This window comes from Streptomyces sp. NPDC059861 (assembly GCF_042731435.1).
GTDB lineage: Bacteria > Actinomycetota > Actinomycetes > Streptomycetales > Streptomycetaceae > Streptomyces.
This window is the reverse complement of sequence record NZ_JBHWJQ010000037.1, coordinates 1-15,322: the sequence shown is the minus strand read 5'-3', so window position 1 is coordinate 15,322 and position 15,322 is coordinate 1. Positions and strand designations below refer to the sequence as shown.

The window sequence follows — 15,322 nt, the reverse complement described above, 5'->3', positions numbered from 1 at the left end:
GGGCGCCCGAGTGGACCCCCGAGGAACTGGAGACCGAAAGGCGGATCAGGGCGGGCCGCCCGTGGTTCGACGGCCCGATCCCCCTCCTGCCCGTGGCCCAGCTGTACGCCCGCGACGTCCCCTTCCCCTGCCCTCCCGACGCGGACCTCCTCCAAGTCCTGTGGTGTCCCTTCGACCACGCGGAACACCCGCACCCCCGTACGGCACTCTTCTGGCGCTCCTCCGCCACGGTCACCGACATCCTCGGCGCTCCGCCCGAGCCGCCGATCATCCAGCTCGGCGACTACCTCCCGGAGCCGTGCCTGCTCTCACCGGAGCAGGTCACCGAATTCCCCGACCCCTTGGAGCTGGACGAGGAGCTGAGCGATCAGCTGGAGGACGTGAGCCGCTGGGAGACGGTCGACCCCGCGCTGTACAGCTCGTACGCGGACGACCCGCAGGAGCTCTACTTGACCAACCTCTGCCACGCCCCCGGCTGGAAGACCGGCGGCTGGACCCACTGGATGGTCACCGACCCCGTCGACCGCCCCTGCCCCGAATGCGGCACTGGAGAGGTCCCGCTCCTCACCATCGCCTCCTGGGAATGGGACTCCGGCAGTGTGACCTGGATCCCCGAGGAGGAACGGACGAGCCCGGCTCCGCGTCGCCTGGGCGCGCACGACAGCAACTTCACCCTGATCGACATCGCCGGCGGCAACAACCTCCAGCTCCACGCCTGCCCGGCCGACCCGTCCCACCCCCACATCGCGCTGGTCCAGTAGGGGATCCCCGTGCTCTGAGAAGATCTGGCCATGGACATAGAGCTTCCCGAAGTGCCCTTCTCCCTCCGTAGCTACGGGCCCGACGGCAACTGGGCCTACGAGGACGGCGTGCTCACCGGGTGGGCCGGGGCGCGGCAGGACCGGTTCGTGCCGCCCACAGGGGAGGCGCTGGAGCCCGCCTCCGACGCGCCCCGGCTGCTCGGGGCGCCCGAAGGCGACTTCCAGCTGATCGCCCGTGTGACGGTCGGTTTCAACGCCGCCTTCGACGCCGGGGTGCTCTACGTGCACGTCGGCGAGCGGGCGTGGGCCAAGCTCTGCCTGGAGTACTCCCCGGACGTGCCGACCATCTGCACGGTGGTCACCCGCGGGCACTCCGACGACGCCAACTCCTTCACCGTGGAAGGGAGTTCCGTCTGGCTGCGAGTCAGCCGCACCGGCCGCGCCTTCGCCTTCCACGCCTCCCGGGACGGCGAGCGCTGGACCTTCGTGAGGCTGTTCACGCTGGGCGAGGAGAAGGAGACGGGCGCCGCGCTGGTCGGGTTCATGACCCAGTCGCCGATGGGGGCGGGGTGCGTGGTGACGTACGACCACATCGAGTTCCGGCCGGTCTGGCCACGGGAACTGCGCGACGGAAGCTGAGTACGAGGGTCGGCCCCGGAGCCCGGGAACGAACGGAAACTCTTGAACGTTCACGTACTCGGTGGAGAAGGCCTCCGCCGCCCGTACGACCTGGAGAGTGCCGTGACCCTGCGTGTCGAGATCTGGAGCGACATCGCCTGCCCCTGGTGCTACGTGGGCAAGGCCCGCTTCGAGAAGGCGCTCGCGGCCTTCCCGCACCGCGACGGGGTCGAGGTGGTGCACCGTTCCTTCGAGCTGGACCCCGGCCGGGCCAAGGACGACGTGCAGCCCGTGCTGACGATGCTGGCGAAGAAGTACGGCATGAGCCCGGCGCAGGCGCAGGCCGGTGAGGACAACCTGGGCGCTCAGGCCGCCGCCGAGGGGCTGGACTACCGGACGCGCGACCGTGACCACGGCAACACCTTCGACATGCACCGGCTGCTCCACCTCGCCAAGGAGCACGGCCGCCAGGACGAGCTGGTCCAGCGGCTGTACCGGGCGAACTTCGCCGAGGAGCGGTCCGTCTTCAACGACGACGAGCGGCTCGTCGAGATCGCCGTCGGCGCCGGGCTCGACGAGGCCGAGGTGCGCAAGGTGCTCTCCGACCCGCAGGCCTACGCCGACGAGGTGCGCGCCGACGAGCGGGAGGCCGCCCGGCTCGGGGCCAACGGGGTGCCGTTCTTCGTGCTCGACCGGAAGTACGGGGTGTCCGGCGCCCAGCCCACCGAGGTGTTCGAGCGGGCGCTGAGCCAGGCCTGGGGCGAGCGGCCGCCGCTGACGCTGATCGAGGACGGCGCGGCGGACGCGTGCGGCCCCGACGGGTGCGCGGTGCCGCCTCGCCAGTGAAGGCCCAGGTCAGACCGGGTCCATAAGAGCCCCTTAGGGAATCCCCGTAGAAATACGCGATGGACGGGGAGTTCCTCCGGCCGCACAGTGGATCCATGGAGACCTTCGAGAGCCTGGTCCGCGCCGAGTTCGCCCCGCAGAACACCTACCTCAACACCGCGAGCAACGGGCTGCTGCCGGCCCGCACCGTGACCGCCGTGCACGAGGCGGTGCGGCTGCGGGTCGAGGGCCGTTCACTGGACCCGCTGTTCGACGACGTGGAAGCCGCCCGCGCCGCCTTCGCCCGGCTGGCCGGCGTCCCGGTCGGCCGGGTGGCGGCCGGCGCCTCGGTCGCGGCGCACACCGGCGTGATCGCCGCCTCGCTGCCCGCGGGCGCCGAAGTCCTCACCGCCGAGGACGACTTCACCTCCGTCCTCAACCCGTTCCATGTGCGCGGCGACCTCAAGGTGCGGGCCGTGCCGCTGGAGCGGATCGCCGAGTCCGTCCGCCCGGGTACCGCGCTGGTCGCCGTCAGCGCCGCGCAGTCCGCCGACGGGCGCGTCGCCGACCTCCCCGCGCTGCGTGAGGCGGCTCGTGCGCACGGGGCCCGGACGTACATCGACTTCTCCCAGGCCGCCGGCTGGCTGCCCATGGACGCGAGCGCGTACGACTTCACCGGCGTGACCTGCTACAAGTGGCTGCTCGGCCCGCACGGGGCGGCCTTCCTCGTCGTACCGGAGGACTTCGCCGGGCTGACGCCGGTGCTGGCGGGCTGGGTCGCCGGGGAGGTCCCGATGGACAGCTGCTACGGCCCGGTCACCGAACTCGCCCACTCCGCGCGGCGCTTCGACCTCACCCCGGCCCTGTTCACCTACGCCGGACTGCGCCGCTCCCTCGAACTGATCGAGGAACTCGGCGTGGACGCCGTGCACGCCCATGACCTCGCCCTCGCCGACCGCTTCCGCGCGGGACTGGGCGCACTCGGCCACGAGGCCGTCCCCGCGCCGGGCTCCGCGATCGTCTCCGTGCCGGGGCTCGCGCACCGCGCGGAGGAACTGGCGCGCGCGGACGTGCAGGTCTCCGGCCGGGCGGGCAATCTGCGGGCCTCGTTCCACCTGTACAACACGGCCGCCGACGTGGACCGGATCCTCGACGTGCTGGCCGGCTGACCCACCGCACGACCGGAGCCCGGACCCCCTTCACGAGGGGGCCGGGCTCCGGTCGTGCGGCTCAGGTCCGGTGGCTCACTTCACCGGGGTGAAGTCCGTCGCCCCGATGAACGACGGGCGGCGCACCGGCGCGGCGAACGGCTCCACGGCCGCGTTCTCCATGCTGTTGAACACGATGAAGACGTTGCTGCGCGGGAACGGCGTGATGTTGTCACCCGACCCGTGCATGCAGTTGCAGTCGAACCAGGTCGCCGAACCGGCCTTGCCGGTGAACAGCTTGATGCCGTACTCCGAGGCCATCGCGGTCAGCGCCTCGTCCGAGGGCGTGCCCGCGTCCTGCATCTGCAGCGACTTCTTGTAGTTGTCCTTCGGCGTGGCCCCCGCGCACCCGAGGAACGTCTTGTGCGACCCCGGCATGATCATGAGCCCGCCGTTGGTGTCGTAGTTCTCGGTCAGCGCGATCGAGACCGACACCGTGCGCATGTTCGCCAGACCGTCCTCGGCGTGCCAGGTCTCGAAGTCCGAGTGCCAGTAGAAGCCGCTCGCCCCGAAACCGGGCTTGACGTTGATCCGCGACTGGTGGACGTACACGTCCGAGCCGAGGATCTGCCGCGCCCGTCCGACGACCCGCTCGTCGCGCACCAGGGCGGCGAACACCTCGCTGATCCGGTGCACTTCGAAGACGGACCGGATCTCCTTGGACTGCGGCTCGACGATCGACCGCTCGTCGGCGCGGATCGCCGGGTCGTTGACCAGCCGGTCCAGCTCCTGCCGGTAGACGGCGACCTCGTCCTCGGTGATGATCTCCTCGACGGTGAGGAAGCCGTCACGCTCGTACGCCTGGAGATCGGGGACGCCGATCGGTCCGGGCGTACCGGGCGTGCCCCAGACGACGGGGTCCTTGCGGGGGGTGGACACCTCGGTGGTGCCGCGGCTGGGATAGAGATCGGTGACGGTGGTGGTGGTCATGTCCGGTCACACCTCCTCGGGTTCGGTGAGCAGGGGGTAGACGCCGTTCTCGTCGTGGTCCTCCCGCCCGGTCACGGGCGGGTTGAACACGCAGATGCAGCGGAAGTCCTCCTTGACGCGCAGCGTGTGCCGCTCGTGCCCGTCGAGGAGGTACATGGTCCCGGGCGTGATGGTGTACGTCCGGGAGGTCTCGTGGTCGGTCAGCTCGGCCTCGCCCGCGACGCACACCACGGCCTCGACGTGGTTGGCGTACCACATCGACGTCTCGGTGCCGGCGTACAGGACCGTCTCGTGCAGGGAGAAGCCGACCTTCTCCTCGGCGAGGACGATGCGCTTGCTCTCCCAGGTGCCGGACGCCGATTTCACGTGCCGGTCGGTGCCTTCGAGTTCCTTGAACGAACGGACGATCACGGTGGTGCGATGCCTCCTAGTTGAACGGGATGGTGGTGAGGGGCCTCAGACGGCGGCCGGGGAGGTCTCCCGGACCGCGCGGGCGAGGACCCGCAGGCCCTCGTCGAGCTCCTCGGGCGTGATGGTCAGCGCGGGCAGCAGCTTGACGACCTCGCTCTCGGGGCCGGACGTCTCGATGAGCAGCCCCAGTTCGAAGGCGCGCTTGGCGATCCGCCCGGCCCGCTCCTTGTCGTGGAACTCCATGCCCCAGACCAGACCGCGGCCCCTGTACTCCTTGACGTCGGCGAGGTTCTCCTCGGTGATGGCGATCATGGCCTGTTCGACCTGCTCGCCCCGCGCACGGGTCTGCTTCTCCATCGCCGAGCCGTCGGTCCAGTACGTCTCCAGCGCGGCGGTCGCGGTGACGAACGCCGGGTTGTTGCCGCGGAAGGTGCCGTTGTGCTCGCCCGGCTCCCAGACGTCCAGCTCGGGCTTGAACAGGCACAGCGACATGGGGAGCCCGTACCCGCTGATGGACTTCGAAACCGTCACGATGTCGGGGACGACCCCGGCCTCCTCGAAGGAGAAGAAGGCGCCGGTACGGCCGCAGCCCATCTGGATGTCGTCGACGATCAGCAGCATGTCCTGGCGCTCGCACAGGTCGGCGAGCGCGCGCAGCCACTCGGGACGGGCCACGTTGATGCCGCCCTCGCCCTGCACCGTCTCGACGATCACGGCGGCGGGCTTGTTGAGCCCGGAACCCTGGTCCTCCAGCAGGCGCTCGAACCACAGGAAGTCCGGGACCTGGCCGTCGAAGTAGTTGTCGAACGGCATCGGCGTGCCGTGCACCAGTGGGATGCCGGCACCGGCCCGCTTGAAGGCGTTGCCGGTCACGGCGAGGGAGCCGAGGGACATGCCGTGGAAGGCGTTGGTGAACGACACGATCGCCTCGCGTCCCTTCACCTTCCGCGCCAGCTTCAGCGCGGACTCCACGGCGTTGGTGCCCGTCGGGCCCGGGAACATGACCTTGTACGGCAGGTCCCGGGGCCGCAGGACCAGGTCCTGGAAGGTCTGGAGGAAGCCGCGCTTGGCGGTGGTCGACATGTCGAGACCGTGGGTGACGCCGTCCCGCTCCAGGTAGTCGAGCAGGGCCCGTTTCAGCACGGGGTTGTTGTGCCCGTAGTTGAGGGAGCCGGCGCCGGCGAAGAAGTCGAGGTACTCGTGGCCGTCCTCGTCGTACATCCGGCTGCCGCGCGCACGGTCGAAGACGGTGGGCCAGCCGCGGCAGTAGCTGCGCACCTCGGACTCCAGGGTTTCGAAGACGCTGAGGTCGGGCTGGGTGATGGTCACGGTAATTCGCTCCTCTGTGCGACAGGTGAGTGCGGGGGTCGTGGCGAGAGCAAGGTGGGGAGCTCGGTGGGCGTGGGGACGCGCGGCCCGCGTGAGGGTTGGGGCCCGAGTGCGATGTTGGGGCCTGTGTGCGAGCTGGGGCCTGTGGTCCTGCCCGGGTGCCTGGGGGTGCGGATCAGTCCGATGCCCGTGGCAGGTGGGTCAGCGGGCCGATGCGGTAGAGGACCTCGGGGTCGTGCGGGCCGTCCGGGAACTGGTCCGTGCCGAAGAGCACCTCGCGCTCGACGCGGGCGTCGTGGCGCGCGGCGTACGAGGTGAACAGCCGCTCGGAGGCGGTGTTGCCCGGCGTGATCGTGGTCTCCACGGTGTTCAGTCCGTGTTCGGCGGCGACGCGGGCGGTCAGTGCGTCGAGCATGCGTGCCGCGAGCCCGCGGCCGCGTTGTGCGGAGTCGACTGCCACCTGCCAGACGAGCAGGGTGCCCGGGCGGTCCGGCCGCAGGAAGCCGGTGATGAACCCGACGGCCTCGCCGTCGGCCGTGCGCGCCACGGCCGAGGTGCCGGCGAAGTCGCGGCACCACAGCAGATAGCTGTAGGCGGAGTTCAGGTCGAGCGTTCCGGATTCCTTGGCGAGCCGCCAGAAATCGGCGCCGTCGGCCACCGCCGGGCGGTCTATGTGCAGGTCTGCTTGTGCGGCAGTCATGCGAATTCAATTTACCCATCGCGAATTGAAAATGCATGGCCGCTGCGGGTTACGAAAGGCCGCGCCTTGTGTTATCGCGCGGGCGCGGGTGTTCACGCGAGAGGCGGCGATACGCCCGAGTTTGTGCGGGTTATACGGGACGAAACGGCCGTGATGTGTAACGCGTCACAACCATGTGACCCTCACGAGATCTGCCCGAATCGGACCGCTTGGCGTTCGCGAAATCTTTGCGTTTAAGGTCGAGGAAAGCGGGCAGAAGAATACGGGAAGCTGCGCTGGATTGAAATACGGAATGATGGCCGGAGAATGCGCGCATATTGCTGTGAATTCAAGTTCCGGTCACCCCGTCGATACGCTCGCGGAGGATGTCGGCGTGACCGTTGTGCCGGGCGTACTCCTCTATGAGGTGGATGAGCACCCAGCGCAGGGACACGTCCATGCCGTCCAGCGGACCGTCCACCAGCCGCCCGGTGTCGTCCAGCGGCCGGCCGGCGGAGATCTCCCGGCCGCGCGCGATCTCCCGGTGCCAGACGGTGAGCGCCTCGTCGAGACCGCGCTCCGGGCGCAGGGGGTACCCCGTCTCGTCCTCGTGCACCGGCGGCACGTCGAGACCGGCGAGCACCCGCTGGAACCAGTTCCGCTCGACCTCGGCGAGGTGCTGCACGAGGCCGAGCAGGGTGAGCGAGGAGGGCGGGGCCGCGGCGAGCCGCAGCTGGGCGTCGTCAAGCCCGCGGCACTTCAGCTCCAGCGTGGCCCGGTGATAGTCGAGCCACCCCTCCAGCATGGCCCGCTCGTCACCGGTCATGGCGGGTACGGGCCGACCGTCGGGAAGGGTCAGGGGAGTGGCGGGGGTGTCAGCAGTCATGCGCCGAGCATGCCAGGGGGCACCGACAGCGGGGCGGCCCCGGCGGCCATCGCATGTGACGGCATGCCCGCCGACCGCCGCCATGCCCAGGGGAACCGGCGGACGACCTGGGGTGGCCGAGGGCGAAGCGCCTTGGCGCCGGGCTCCCGGCCGTGGATCTTCCTACCGCCAGGCCTCCTGGGCCGCGCGGCGGCAGGAGTCCAGGTCAGTGGGGTGGCCCTCGTCCGTGAGGGCCGCGCCCAGGGCCGCCAGGCTTGCCTGGACCGCGCGCGGGGTCGCGTCGGGGCCGTAGTGGTTGACGCGGATCATCTCCTTGGCCAGGGCGCCGCCGCCCGCCGCCAACGGGAGGGTCGGGTCGGAGGCGAGGGCGCGGGCGACCAGTTCCGAGGCCACGACGCCTGGCGGGGTGCGCAAGGTCGTCGCCACCGGCGCAGCCTCCGAGGACTTGTGGACGTACGGCTCAAGGCCGCCGCCCAGGGCCGAGGCCCCGGCCCGCGTCGCCGCCGCGGCGGAGGCGTGGCGGGCCATCACCGTCTCCAGCCCCTCCGTCTCGATGCGCTCGACACACGCCTCCAGCGCCAGCATCTCCAGCTGTGCGGGCGCGTGCAGCAGAGCCTTGCGGCCGGCGTCGACCCAGCGCTCCTTCCAGTCCAGCAGCGACAGGTAGGACCGCCGAGGCGCCCGCGGGTTCGCCGCCATGCGGGCCCACGCCCGCTCGCTCACCGACACCGCCGACACCCCGGCGGGCCCGCCCATCGCCTTCTGCGCCCCGATCACGCACAGGTCCACACCCCACGCGTCCGGCAGCACCGGCTCGGCACCCACGGAGGCGACGGCGTCCAGGTAGAACAGGGCACCCTGCTCGCGCACCACCGCACCGATCTCCGCGACCGGGTTGGTGTTCCCGGTCGCCGCCTCCGCGTGCACCAACGAAACGAAGTCGATCTCCGGGTGCTCGGCGAAGGCCTCCCCGATCGCCTGCGCCGTGACCGCCGTGTGGAACGGCACCGCGAGGTCGTGCACCGTCGCCCCGCAGTCCCGCAGCCAGTCGCCGAAGGTCTGCCCGTACGGGCCGGTGATCACGTTCAGCGCCACCGTCCCTGGCCCCGCGGTCGCCCGGATCGCGCCCTCCAGCGGCAGCAGCGCCTCGCCCTGCATGATCACGACGTCCTGCCGGGTGTCCAGCAGCCTGGCCACCCGGTCCTCGATGGAGGCGAAGTGCGCGGCGCTCAGCGGGGCGAGGTCCAGGAAGGGATGGGTCACGGCGGTGCTCTCTTCGGTCACGGGATCAACGTGGTCGAGCCTAACCGCCCGGCCGTCGGGCCCCTGATCACCGGTGAGTTCTCAGGTGGCACCGCCGCGTGACCATCGGTTTGTTTTGAGCACCCCAAAGCTCTCCTTATAATCAGAACATTCAGTTCCCTCACAGGAGGTTCCCCGTGAACACGGTCCTCGGGCGCCGGGCCCGCATTCTGGCCGCCACCACCGCGACGGCCGGGCTGGTGCTGGTCGCCGGCTGCTCGTCGGACGGCGACGGCGGCGGCACGAAGACCGCCGGCGGGGTCGAACTCGTCAAGGCCGGTCAGCTCACGACCTGCACCCACCTGCCGTACCCGCCCTTCCAGTCGGAGATCGACGGCAAGGTGCAGGGCTTCGACGTCTCCCTCGTCGACCTGGTCGCCAAGGACCTCGGCGTGCAGCAGCAGATCCTCGACACGCCGTTCGAGAACTTCAAGACCGGCGCGTTCCTCAACTCCGGCGAGTGCGACCTGGCCGCCGCCGGCATGACGATCACCGAGGAGCGCAAGAAGAACGTCGACTTCTCCGACCCGTACTTCGAGGCCACCCAGGCCGTGCTGGTCGACAAGAAGAGCGGCATCAAGTCCTTCGCCGGCCTCAAGGGCAAGAAGGTCGGCGCCCAGGCGCAGACCACCGGCGAGGACTACGCCAAGAGCCAGGGCCTCGACCCGGTCTCCTTCGAGTCCTCCGACGCCGTCATCAACGGCCTGCGCACCGGCCAGGTCGAGGCCGTCGTCATCGACTACCCGGTCGTCCAGGGCTGGCTCAAGGACAAGGCCAACGCGTCCGCCTTCCAGGTCGCCGAGCAGGTCAACACCGGTGAGCAGTACGGCATCACGGTGAAGAAGGGCAACACCAAGCTGCTCGCCGCCATCGACAAGGCGCTCGCCGACGCCAAGGCCGACGGCACGTACAAGAAGCTGTACGAGCAGTGGATCGGCCCGTACGAGGAGTCCGCCGCCTCCCCGTCGCCGACCGCCTCATGACCGACGCCACCAAGGCCGAGGTCCAGCCCCGCAAGAAGGGGCTCTCACGCCGCCAGAAGCGCGGGCTGTCCCGGGGCGCGCAGTACGTCCTCTTCGTCGGCGCCCTGATCGCCCTGGCGGTCGGCGCCGACTGGGGACGGCTGGCCAACCAGTTCGCGCAGGGCGACATCGCCCGGCAGATGTTCCCGGACGTCATCACGCTGGCGCTGAAGAACACCGTGCTCTACACCGTCTCCGGCTTCGCCGTCGGCCTGGTGCTCGGCATGGTCCTCGCGCTGATGCGGCTGTCGTCCGTGGGCCCCTACCGCTGGGTCGCCGGCGTCTACATCGAGATCTTCCGCGGCCTGCCCGCCCTGCTGATCTTCATCTTCATCGGCGTGGCCGTCCCGCTCGCCTTCCCCGGCGTCGAGATCCCCGGCGGCACCTACGGCAAGGTCGCCCTCGCGCTCGGCCTGGTGGCGGCGGCGTACATGGCCGAGACGTTCCGCGCGGGAATCCAGGCGGTGCCCAAGGGGCAGATGGAAGCGGCCCGTTCGCTGGGCTTCTCGCCGGCCCGCGCGATGGTCTCGATCATCCTTCCGCAGGCCTTCCGGATCATCCTCCCGCCGCTCACCAACGAACTGGTGCTCCTCTTCAAGGACTCCTCGCTGGTGCTGTTCCTCGGTGTCACGCTGGAGGAGCGGGAGCTGTCCAAGTTCGGCCGCGACCTGGCCAGCCAGACCGCCAACTCGACGCCGATCCTGGTCGCCGGCCTGTGCTACCTGCTGATCACGATCCCGCTCGGTTTCGTCGTACGCCGTATGGAGTCGAAGGCCCAGGAGGCCGTGAAATGAGCCGACCCGAGATCGAGATCCGGGACCTGCACAAGTCCTTCGGCGACAACCACGTCCTGCGCGGCATCGACCTGGAGATCGGCCAGGGCGAGGTCGTCTGTGTCATCGGCCCCTCCGGCTCCGGCAAGTCGACGCTGCTGCGCTGCGTGAACCTGCTGGAGGAACCGTCCAAGGGCCAGGTCTTCGTGGGCGGCACCGAGCTCACCGACCCGGACGTCGACATCGACGCCGTACGCCGCCGGATCGGCATGGTCTTCCAGCAGTTCAACCTCTTCCCGCACCTCACGGTCACCGAGAACCTCACCCTGCCGCAGCGCCGGGTGCTGCGTCGGGACAAGGCCCAGGCCGTGAAGGTGGCCGCGGAGAACCTGGAGCGCGTCGGCCTGTCGGAGAAGGCGACGGCGTACCCGTCGTCGTTGTCGGGCGGCCAGCAGCAGCGGGTGGCGATCGCCCGGGCCTTGGCGATGGGCCCGGAGGTGATGCTCTTCGACGAGCCGACGTCGGCGCTGGACCCGGAGTTGGTGGGCGACGTCCTGGCGGTCATGCGCATGCTGGCGAACGAGGGCATGACGATGATGGTGGTCACCCACGAGATGACCTTCGCCCGCGAGGTGGCGGACCGGGTGATCTTCATGGACGGGGGAGTGGTCGTGGAGGACGGCAGCCCCGAGCAGGTCATCACCCGGCCCCGGCACGAACGGACCCGCCATTTCCTGTCCCGGCTCCTCGACCCGGCGATGGCGGAGGTGGAGGAGAACGAGGCGAACGAGAAGAACAAGGCCCCCTGAGGGGCGCCGGGGATGAGCGGTCGACCACGAACGACCCGCGCCCGAAAACCGGCATGCAGCCGGGCGTTAGGGTGCGGTACATGAGCGAAGTGCTGCACGTGAGGGGCCGCATCCTCGTCGGTCCTGAGGACGTCCGCGACGAGTTGTGGGTGATCGACGGGCGGATCTCGTACGACCGCCCGGCCGGCGTCCGCGACGTGCGCACCCTCGACGGCTGGACGCTCCCCGGCCTGGTCGACGCCCACTGCCACGTCGGCCTCGACGCGCACGGCGCCGTGCCGCGGGACGTCGCCGAGAAGCAGGCGCTCACCGACCGCGACGCCGGTACCCTCCTCGTCCGTGACGCGGGCTCGCCCTCGGACACCCGCTGGATCGACGACCGCGAGGACCTGCCGAAGATCATCCGTGCCGGGCGCCACATCGCCCGCACCCGCCGCTACATCCGCAACTACGCCCACGAGATCGAGCCGGACGACCTGGTCGCCTACGTCGCCCAGGAGGCCCGCCGGGGCGACGGCTGGGTCAAGCTGGTCGGCGACTGGATCGACCGCGACCTCGGCGACCTGTCGGCCTGCTGGCCCAGGGACGCGGTCGAGGCCGCCATCGCCGAGGCCCACCGCCTGGGCGCCCGCGTGACCGCCCACTGCTTCGCCGAGGACTCCCTTCAGGATCTGGTCGAGGCCGGCATCGACTGCATCGAGCACGCCACCGGCCTCACCGGCGACCTGATCCCCCTGTTCGCCGAGCGCCGCGTCGCGATCGTCCCGACGCTCGTCAACATCGCCACCTTCCCCCGGCTGGCCGACGGCGGCGAGTCCAGGTTCCCGGCCTGGTCGGCCCATATGCGCCGGCTGCACGAACGCCGCTACGACACCGTCCGCGACGCCTACGACGCCGGCATCCCGGTCTACGTCGGCACGGACGCGGGCGGCACGCTGGCGCACGGTCTGGCGGCCGCCGAGGTGGAGGAACTGGTTACCGCCGGGATCCCGCCGCTCCGGGCCCTGTCGGCGACGACATGGGCGGCCAGGGAGTGGCTCGGCCGCCCCGGTCTCGACGAGGGGGCACCGGCAGACCTGGTGGTGTACGGGACGGACCCGCGGGAGGACGTACGGGCGCTGGCGGCCCCGCGGCGGGTGGTGCTCGACGGGCGGGTCGTCGGCTAGGACGGGCCGGCGTCCTTGGCACCCCGAGCCCGCGAACGGTCAGCGGCCCGAGGGCTGCGCGGGCAGGTCGAAGACGTGCTGCGGGCTGACGATCTTCGTGATCGCGTCGCCGAGGAGTGTGCTGGGCTCCGTGTCGTTCCGGCCGATGTCCGTGTTCAGCACCACGACGAGGGTGGCCCGGGCCGACGGCAGATAGATGGTCAGGGACTCGTAACCCGGCAGCGAGCCGTTGTGCCCGATCCAGCCCTGGACGTCGAAGATGCCGAGCCCGTACCCGGCGCCCGGGATGGTGGTGGGCGGCGTGTCGAGCCGCTGCTTCTGCGTGGCGGGGCTGATCAGGGTCTTCCCGTCGGGCAGCACCCCGGTGGCGACGGTCGGCGCCCAGACGCGCAGATCCTCCAGCGTGGAGATCATCGCGCCGGCCGCCCACCCCCAGGAGGGGTTCCAGTCGGTGCTGTCGGCGACCTTCCCGTCCGCGGTCTGGTTCGTGTACCCCTGGGCGTGCGGCTCGGGGAACGCGGCGTCCGTCGCCAGCAGCGTGCTGTCCATGCCTGCCGGCTCCGTGACGTTCTCCCGGATGTAGTCCTGGAGCGGCCGGCCGCCGACCTGTTCCACGACCAGGCCGAGCAGGATCAGGTTGGTGTTGCAGTAGAAGAACTTCTCGCCCGGCTGGAACAGCACCGGATGTCTGAAGGCGTAGTCGAGCAGTTCCCGCGGGGTGAAGGGCCGCTGCGGGTCGGACGTCAGCGCTTCGAAGAAGTCCGGATCCTCGGTGTAGTTGTAGAGCCCGCTGCGCATCCCGGCGAGCTCGCGCAGGGTGATCCTGTTCCCGTTGGGCACGCCGTCGACGTACTCGCCGATGGTGTCGTCGAGGCCGATCCTGCCCTCGTCGACCAGCTTCAGCAGCGCCGTCACGGTGAACGTCTTGGTCTCGCTGCCGATCCGCGTGTACAGGTCCGGCGTCATCGGCCGGCCGGTCTCCTTGTCGGCGATGCCGAACGACCGCACGTGACTGCCCTTGCCGGGGGTCCACATGCCGACGGTCACGCCGGGCACGTTCGCGTCGCGCATGACCTTCTCCACCGCCTCGTCGACCTGCCGCTTCACCTCGGGGGTGAGCGTGCGGAAGCCGTCCGAGGGCGACGGGGACGGCGCGGGCTGCCGGGCGCCGGCCGGAGCGGCCCCAGGTGCGCCCGCCCCGAAGGCGGCCCCACCGCAGACCGGAACCACGAGTGTCCCCACCGCCACGGCGATCACGGCACCCCTGCGCAGTCGTCCGCACGCGCGCGTCATGGGCTGACTCCCAGGTCCCCGAGGGAGAGGGCCCGCAACCTGGGCCGCTTCCACCTCAGCATAGGAGCGCGTGTGGCGCGTCGCCCGTCGGAGCGCGTGCGGTCGGCCGGGGCGGTGGAGCGGGTGACAGGGGTCGTGGGTGGGGAACACCCGTGCCGAGAAATCGAACTCGTTCACAGAAACCCCACGATGGAGTGAAGTGACGCAGGATCGCCGCCCGTTCACTCTCGGTGCGTAATCCTTGCGGAGTCCCAAGCGTCACTCTTCTGGGGGGTTCCACCACCGTGAACAGCAACAACTTCCGTATGCCCGCCCGCCGTCCGGTCGCGCTCGCGGCCGCCGCCGTCCTCGCCGCCGGTCCCGCGGTCCTGGTCGGCGCGGGCTCCGCGCACGCGACCCCGGAGGAGGGTCGCGCGAGCGCGCTCGTCCTGCGCACCGGACTGGATGTCTCCCTGCTCAACAAGACCGTCAACGTCCCGCTCGCGGTCACCCTCAACGAAGTGCAGGCCCCGCAGAGCGCCGAGAAGACCGCGCTCACCGCCCAGTTGGACGGTGTCGACGGCGGAAAGCCGTTCAGTGTGCTGCGCGCGGACGTCGCGCAGGCCGAGGCCACCGTGGCCGATGGGAAGGCGGAGGGCAGCACCCGGCTGGCCAACGCCCGGCTGAACGTGCCCGGTCTGCCGCTGCTGTCGGTCATCGAGGTCGAGACCGTCACGTCGACCGCGACCTGCGCCGCGGGGGAGGCGCCGGTCGCCGAGTCCGACGTGGCCGGCGTGACCGTGCTGGGCAAGAAGGTGACGCTCACCGCCGGTGGGACGACGAACGTGACGGTGCCGGACGTGGGCGAGGTGCGCCTGGACCTGTCCCGGCGCGAGACGACCTCCCGTACGGCGGCCGCCACCGCTCTCGAACTGAACGTGTCCGTCAACCCGCTGAAGCTCAACGTGGCCGATGTGCAGGGCACCGTGACCCTGGCCAAGGCGACCTGCGAGACGCCCCCGGCGCCCGCCGAGCCGGAGGAGGAGGCCCCCGCGCCGAGCGCCGAGACGGGCACCGACCCCGTCACCGAGGTCGAGCCCCAGGGCGGCGCCGCGGAGGCCGGCCTCGCGGAGACCGGCGGCGACTCGATGACCCCGTACATCGCGGGTGGCGCCTTCGCGCTGCTCGTGGCCGGCGGGGGAGCGGTCGCCCTGGCCCGCCGCAACCGCGGCTGAGACGTCCGCGACCAGGGGTCCATGTCGACGCCCGGGCGCCGACCTGGCCCCTGCCGCCGGCCGCCGGCCGCCGGCCGGCGGCCGCCGGCCGACGGG

Annotated in this window: 16 protein-coding genes; 9 read left to right on the top strand and 7 right to left on the bottom strand. The window is 70.7% G+C overall.

Features of this window, described 5'->3' with window-relative positions; all coding sequences use genetic code 11:
• Positions 1 to 92 precede the first annotated feature (92 nt).
• The 4 genes from ACFV6X_RS27665 to ACFV6X_RS27650 all read left to right on the top strand — a co-directional run bounded on the left by ACFV6X_RS27665 (position 93) and on the right by ACFV6X_RS27650 (position 3,373).
• Positions 93 to 761, top strand: a complete 669-nt coding sequence (locus ACFV6X_RS27665; protein ID WP_385387758.1) for a non-ribosomal peptide synthetase — start codon at positions 93 to 95, stop codon at positions 759 to 761.
• 30 nt (positions 762 to 791) lie between these two features.
• Entirely contained in the window at positions 792 to 1,400 is a 609-nt protein-coding gene (locus tag ACFV6X_RS27660) for a DUF1349 domain-containing protein (protein WP_385387756.1), read from the top strand.
• A gap of 108 nt (positions 1,401 to 1,508) precedes the next feature.
• A complete protein-coding gene (locus tag ACFV6X_RS27655; RefSeq protein ID WP_385387863.1) occupies positions 1,509 to 2,225 on the top strand; it encodes a DsbA family oxidoreductase in 717 nt (238 codons plus the stop codon).
• Between the two features lie 95 nt (positions 2,226 to 2,320).
• Complete coding sequence (locus ACFV6X_RS27650; protein WP_385387754.1) at positions 2,321 to 3,373, top strand: aminotransferase class V-fold PLP-dependent enzyme; 1,053 nt, start codon at positions 2,321 to 2,323, stop codon at positions 3,371 to 3,373.
• A 75-nt stretch (positions 3,374 to 3,448) separates the two neighbouring features.
• On the opposite strand, the gene thpD is transcribed toward ACFV6X_RS27650, so the two are convergent.
• The 6 genes from thpD to ACFV6X_RS27620 form a co-directional block, all read right to left on the bottom strand.
• Positions 3,449 to 4,342 (bottom strand): ectoine hydroxylase, encoded by an 894-nt coding sequence (gene thpD / locus ACFV6X_RS27645; RefSeq protein ID WP_385387753.1) that lies wholly within the window; start codon positions 4,340 to 4,342, stop codon positions 3,449 to 3,451.
• Between the two features lie 6 nt (positions 4,343 to 4,348).
• Positions 4,349 to 4,753, bottom strand: a complete 405-nt coding sequence (locus tag ACFV6X_RS27640) for an ectoine synthase (RefSeq protein ID WP_385387751.1) — start codon at positions 4,751 to 4,753, stop codon at positions 4,349 to 4,351.
• Positions 4,754 to 4,798: 45 nt separating this feature from the next.
• Positions 4,799 to 6,082: a diaminobutyrate--2-oxoglutarate transaminase gene (gene ectB / locus ACFV6X_RS27635; protein WP_385387749.1), complete on the bottom strand. Its 1,284-nt coding sequence runs from the start codon at positions 6,080 to 6,082 to the stop codon at positions 4,799 to 4,801.
• 175 nt (positions 6,083 to 6,257) lie between these two features.
• Complete coding sequence (gene ectA, locus ACFV6X_RS27630) at positions 6,258 to 6,782, bottom strand: diaminobutyrate acetyltransferase (protein ID WP_385387747.1); 525 nt, start codon at positions 6,780 to 6,782, stop codon at positions 6,258 to 6,260.
• Between the two features lie 328 nt (positions 6,783 to 7,110).
• On the bottom strand, positions 7,111 to 7,647 hold the full coding sequence (locus ACFV6X_RS27625) for a DinB family protein (RefSeq protein WP_385387745.1): 537 nt from the start codon (positions 7,645 to 7,647) through the stop codon (positions 7,111 to 7,113).
• A 162-nt stretch (positions 7,648 to 7,809) separates the two neighbouring features.
• Positions 7,810 to 8,910 carry a pyridoxal-phosphate-dependent aminotransferase family protein gene (locus ACFV6X_RS27620; RefSeq protein WP_385387862.1) on the bottom strand — a complete coding sequence of 367 codons (1,101 nt, stop codon included), beginning with the start codon at positions 8,908 to 8,910 and terminating at the stop codon, positions 7,810 to 7,812.
• A gap of 176 nt (positions 8,911 to 9,086) precedes the next feature.
• On the opposite strand from ACFV6X_RS27620, the gene ACFV6X_RS27615 reads away from it, so the two are divergent.
• The 4 genes from ACFV6X_RS27615 to ACFV6X_RS27600 all read left to right on the top strand — a co-directional run bounded on the left by ACFV6X_RS27615 (position 9,087) and on the right by ACFV6X_RS27600 (position 12,719).
• Entirely contained in the window at positions 9,087 to 9,932 is an 846-nt protein-coding gene (locus ACFV6X_RS27615; protein WP_385387743.1) for a transporter substrate-binding domain-containing protein, read from the top strand.
• Positions 9,929 to 10,765, top strand: coding sequence for an amino acid ABC transporter permease (locus ACFV6X_RS27610; protein WP_385387741.1), 837 nt, complete (start codon positions 9,929 to 9,931; stop codon positions 10,763 to 10,765). Before ACFV6X_RS27615 ends, ACFV6X_RS27610 begins: the two co-directional genes overlap by 4 nt.
• Positions 10,762 to 11,553, top strand: a complete 792-nt coding sequence (locus tag ACFV6X_RS27605; protein WP_385387739.1) for an amino acid ABC transporter ATP-binding protein — start codon at positions 10,762 to 10,764, stop codon at positions 11,551 to 11,553. The genes ACFV6X_RS27610 and ACFV6X_RS27605 overlap by 4 nt, the downstream gene beginning before the upstream one ends.
• 80 nt (positions 11,554 to 11,633) lie before the next feature.
• On the top strand, positions 11,634 to 12,719 hold the full coding sequence (locus ACFV6X_RS27600) for an amidohydrolase family protein (RefSeq protein WP_385387737.1): 1,086 nt from the start codon (positions 11,634 to 11,636) through the stop codon (positions 12,717 to 12,719).
• A gap of 39 nt (positions 12,720 to 12,758) precedes the next feature.
• Here ACFV6X_RS27600 and ACFV6X_RS27595 read toward each other — a convergent pair whose 3' ends face one another.
• Positions 12,759 to 14,012: a serine hydrolase domain-containing protein gene (locus tag ACFV6X_RS27595; protein WP_385387735.1), complete on the bottom strand. Its 1,254-nt coding sequence runs from the start codon at positions 14,010 to 14,012 to the stop codon at positions 12,759 to 12,761.
• A 284-nt stretch (positions 14,013 to 14,296) separates the two neighbouring features.
• Here ACFV6X_RS27595 and ACFV6X_RS27590 point away from each other — a divergent pair, with 284 nt between their 5' ends.
• Entirely contained in the window at positions 14,297 to 15,226 is a 930-nt protein-coding gene (locus tag ACFV6X_RS27590; protein WP_385387733.1) for an SCO1860 family LAETG-anchored protein, read from the top strand.
• Positions 15,227 to 15,322 lie beyond the last annotated feature (96 nt).

Excerpts from the sequence above, each read along its gene's own strand:
- ACFV6X_RS27660 (WP_385387756.1), top strand. The coding sequence starts at position 792 with ATGGACATAGAGCTTCCCGAAGTGCCCTTCTCCCTCCGTAGCTACGGG.
- ACFV6X_RS27650 (WP_385387754.1), top strand. The coding sequence starts at position 2,321 with ATGGAGACCTTCGAGAGCCTGGTCCGCGCCGAGTTCGCCCCGCAGAAC.
- thpD (WP_385387753.1), bottom strand. The coding sequence starts at position 4,342 with ATGACCACCACCACCGTCACCGATCTCTATCCCAGCCGCGGCACCACC.
- ectA (WP_385387747.1), bottom strand. The coding sequence starts at position 6,782 with ATGACTGCCGCACAAGCAGACCTGCACATAGACCGCCCGGCGGTGGCC.
- ACFV6X_RS27625 (WP_385387745.1), bottom strand. The coding sequence starts at position 7,647 with ATGACTGCTGACACCCCCGCCACTCCCCTGACCCTTCCCGACGGTCGG.
- ACFV6X_RS27610 (WP_385387741.1), top strand. The coding sequence starts at position 9,929 with ATGACCGACGCCACCAAGGCCGAGGTCCAGCCCCGCAAGAAGGGGCTC.
- ACFV6X_RS27605 (WP_385387739.1), top strand. The coding sequence starts at position 10,762 with ATGAGCCGACCCGAGATCGAGATCCGGGACCTGCACAAGTCCTTCGGC.
- ACFV6X_RS27600 (WP_385387737.1), top strand. The coding sequence starts at position 11,634 with ATGAGCGAAGTGCTGCACGTGAGGGGCCGCATCCTCGTCGGTCCTGAG.
- ACFV6X_RS27595 (WP_385387735.1), bottom strand. The coding sequence starts at position 14,012 with ATGACGCGCGCGTGCGGACGACTGCGCAGGGGTGCCGTGATCGCCGTG.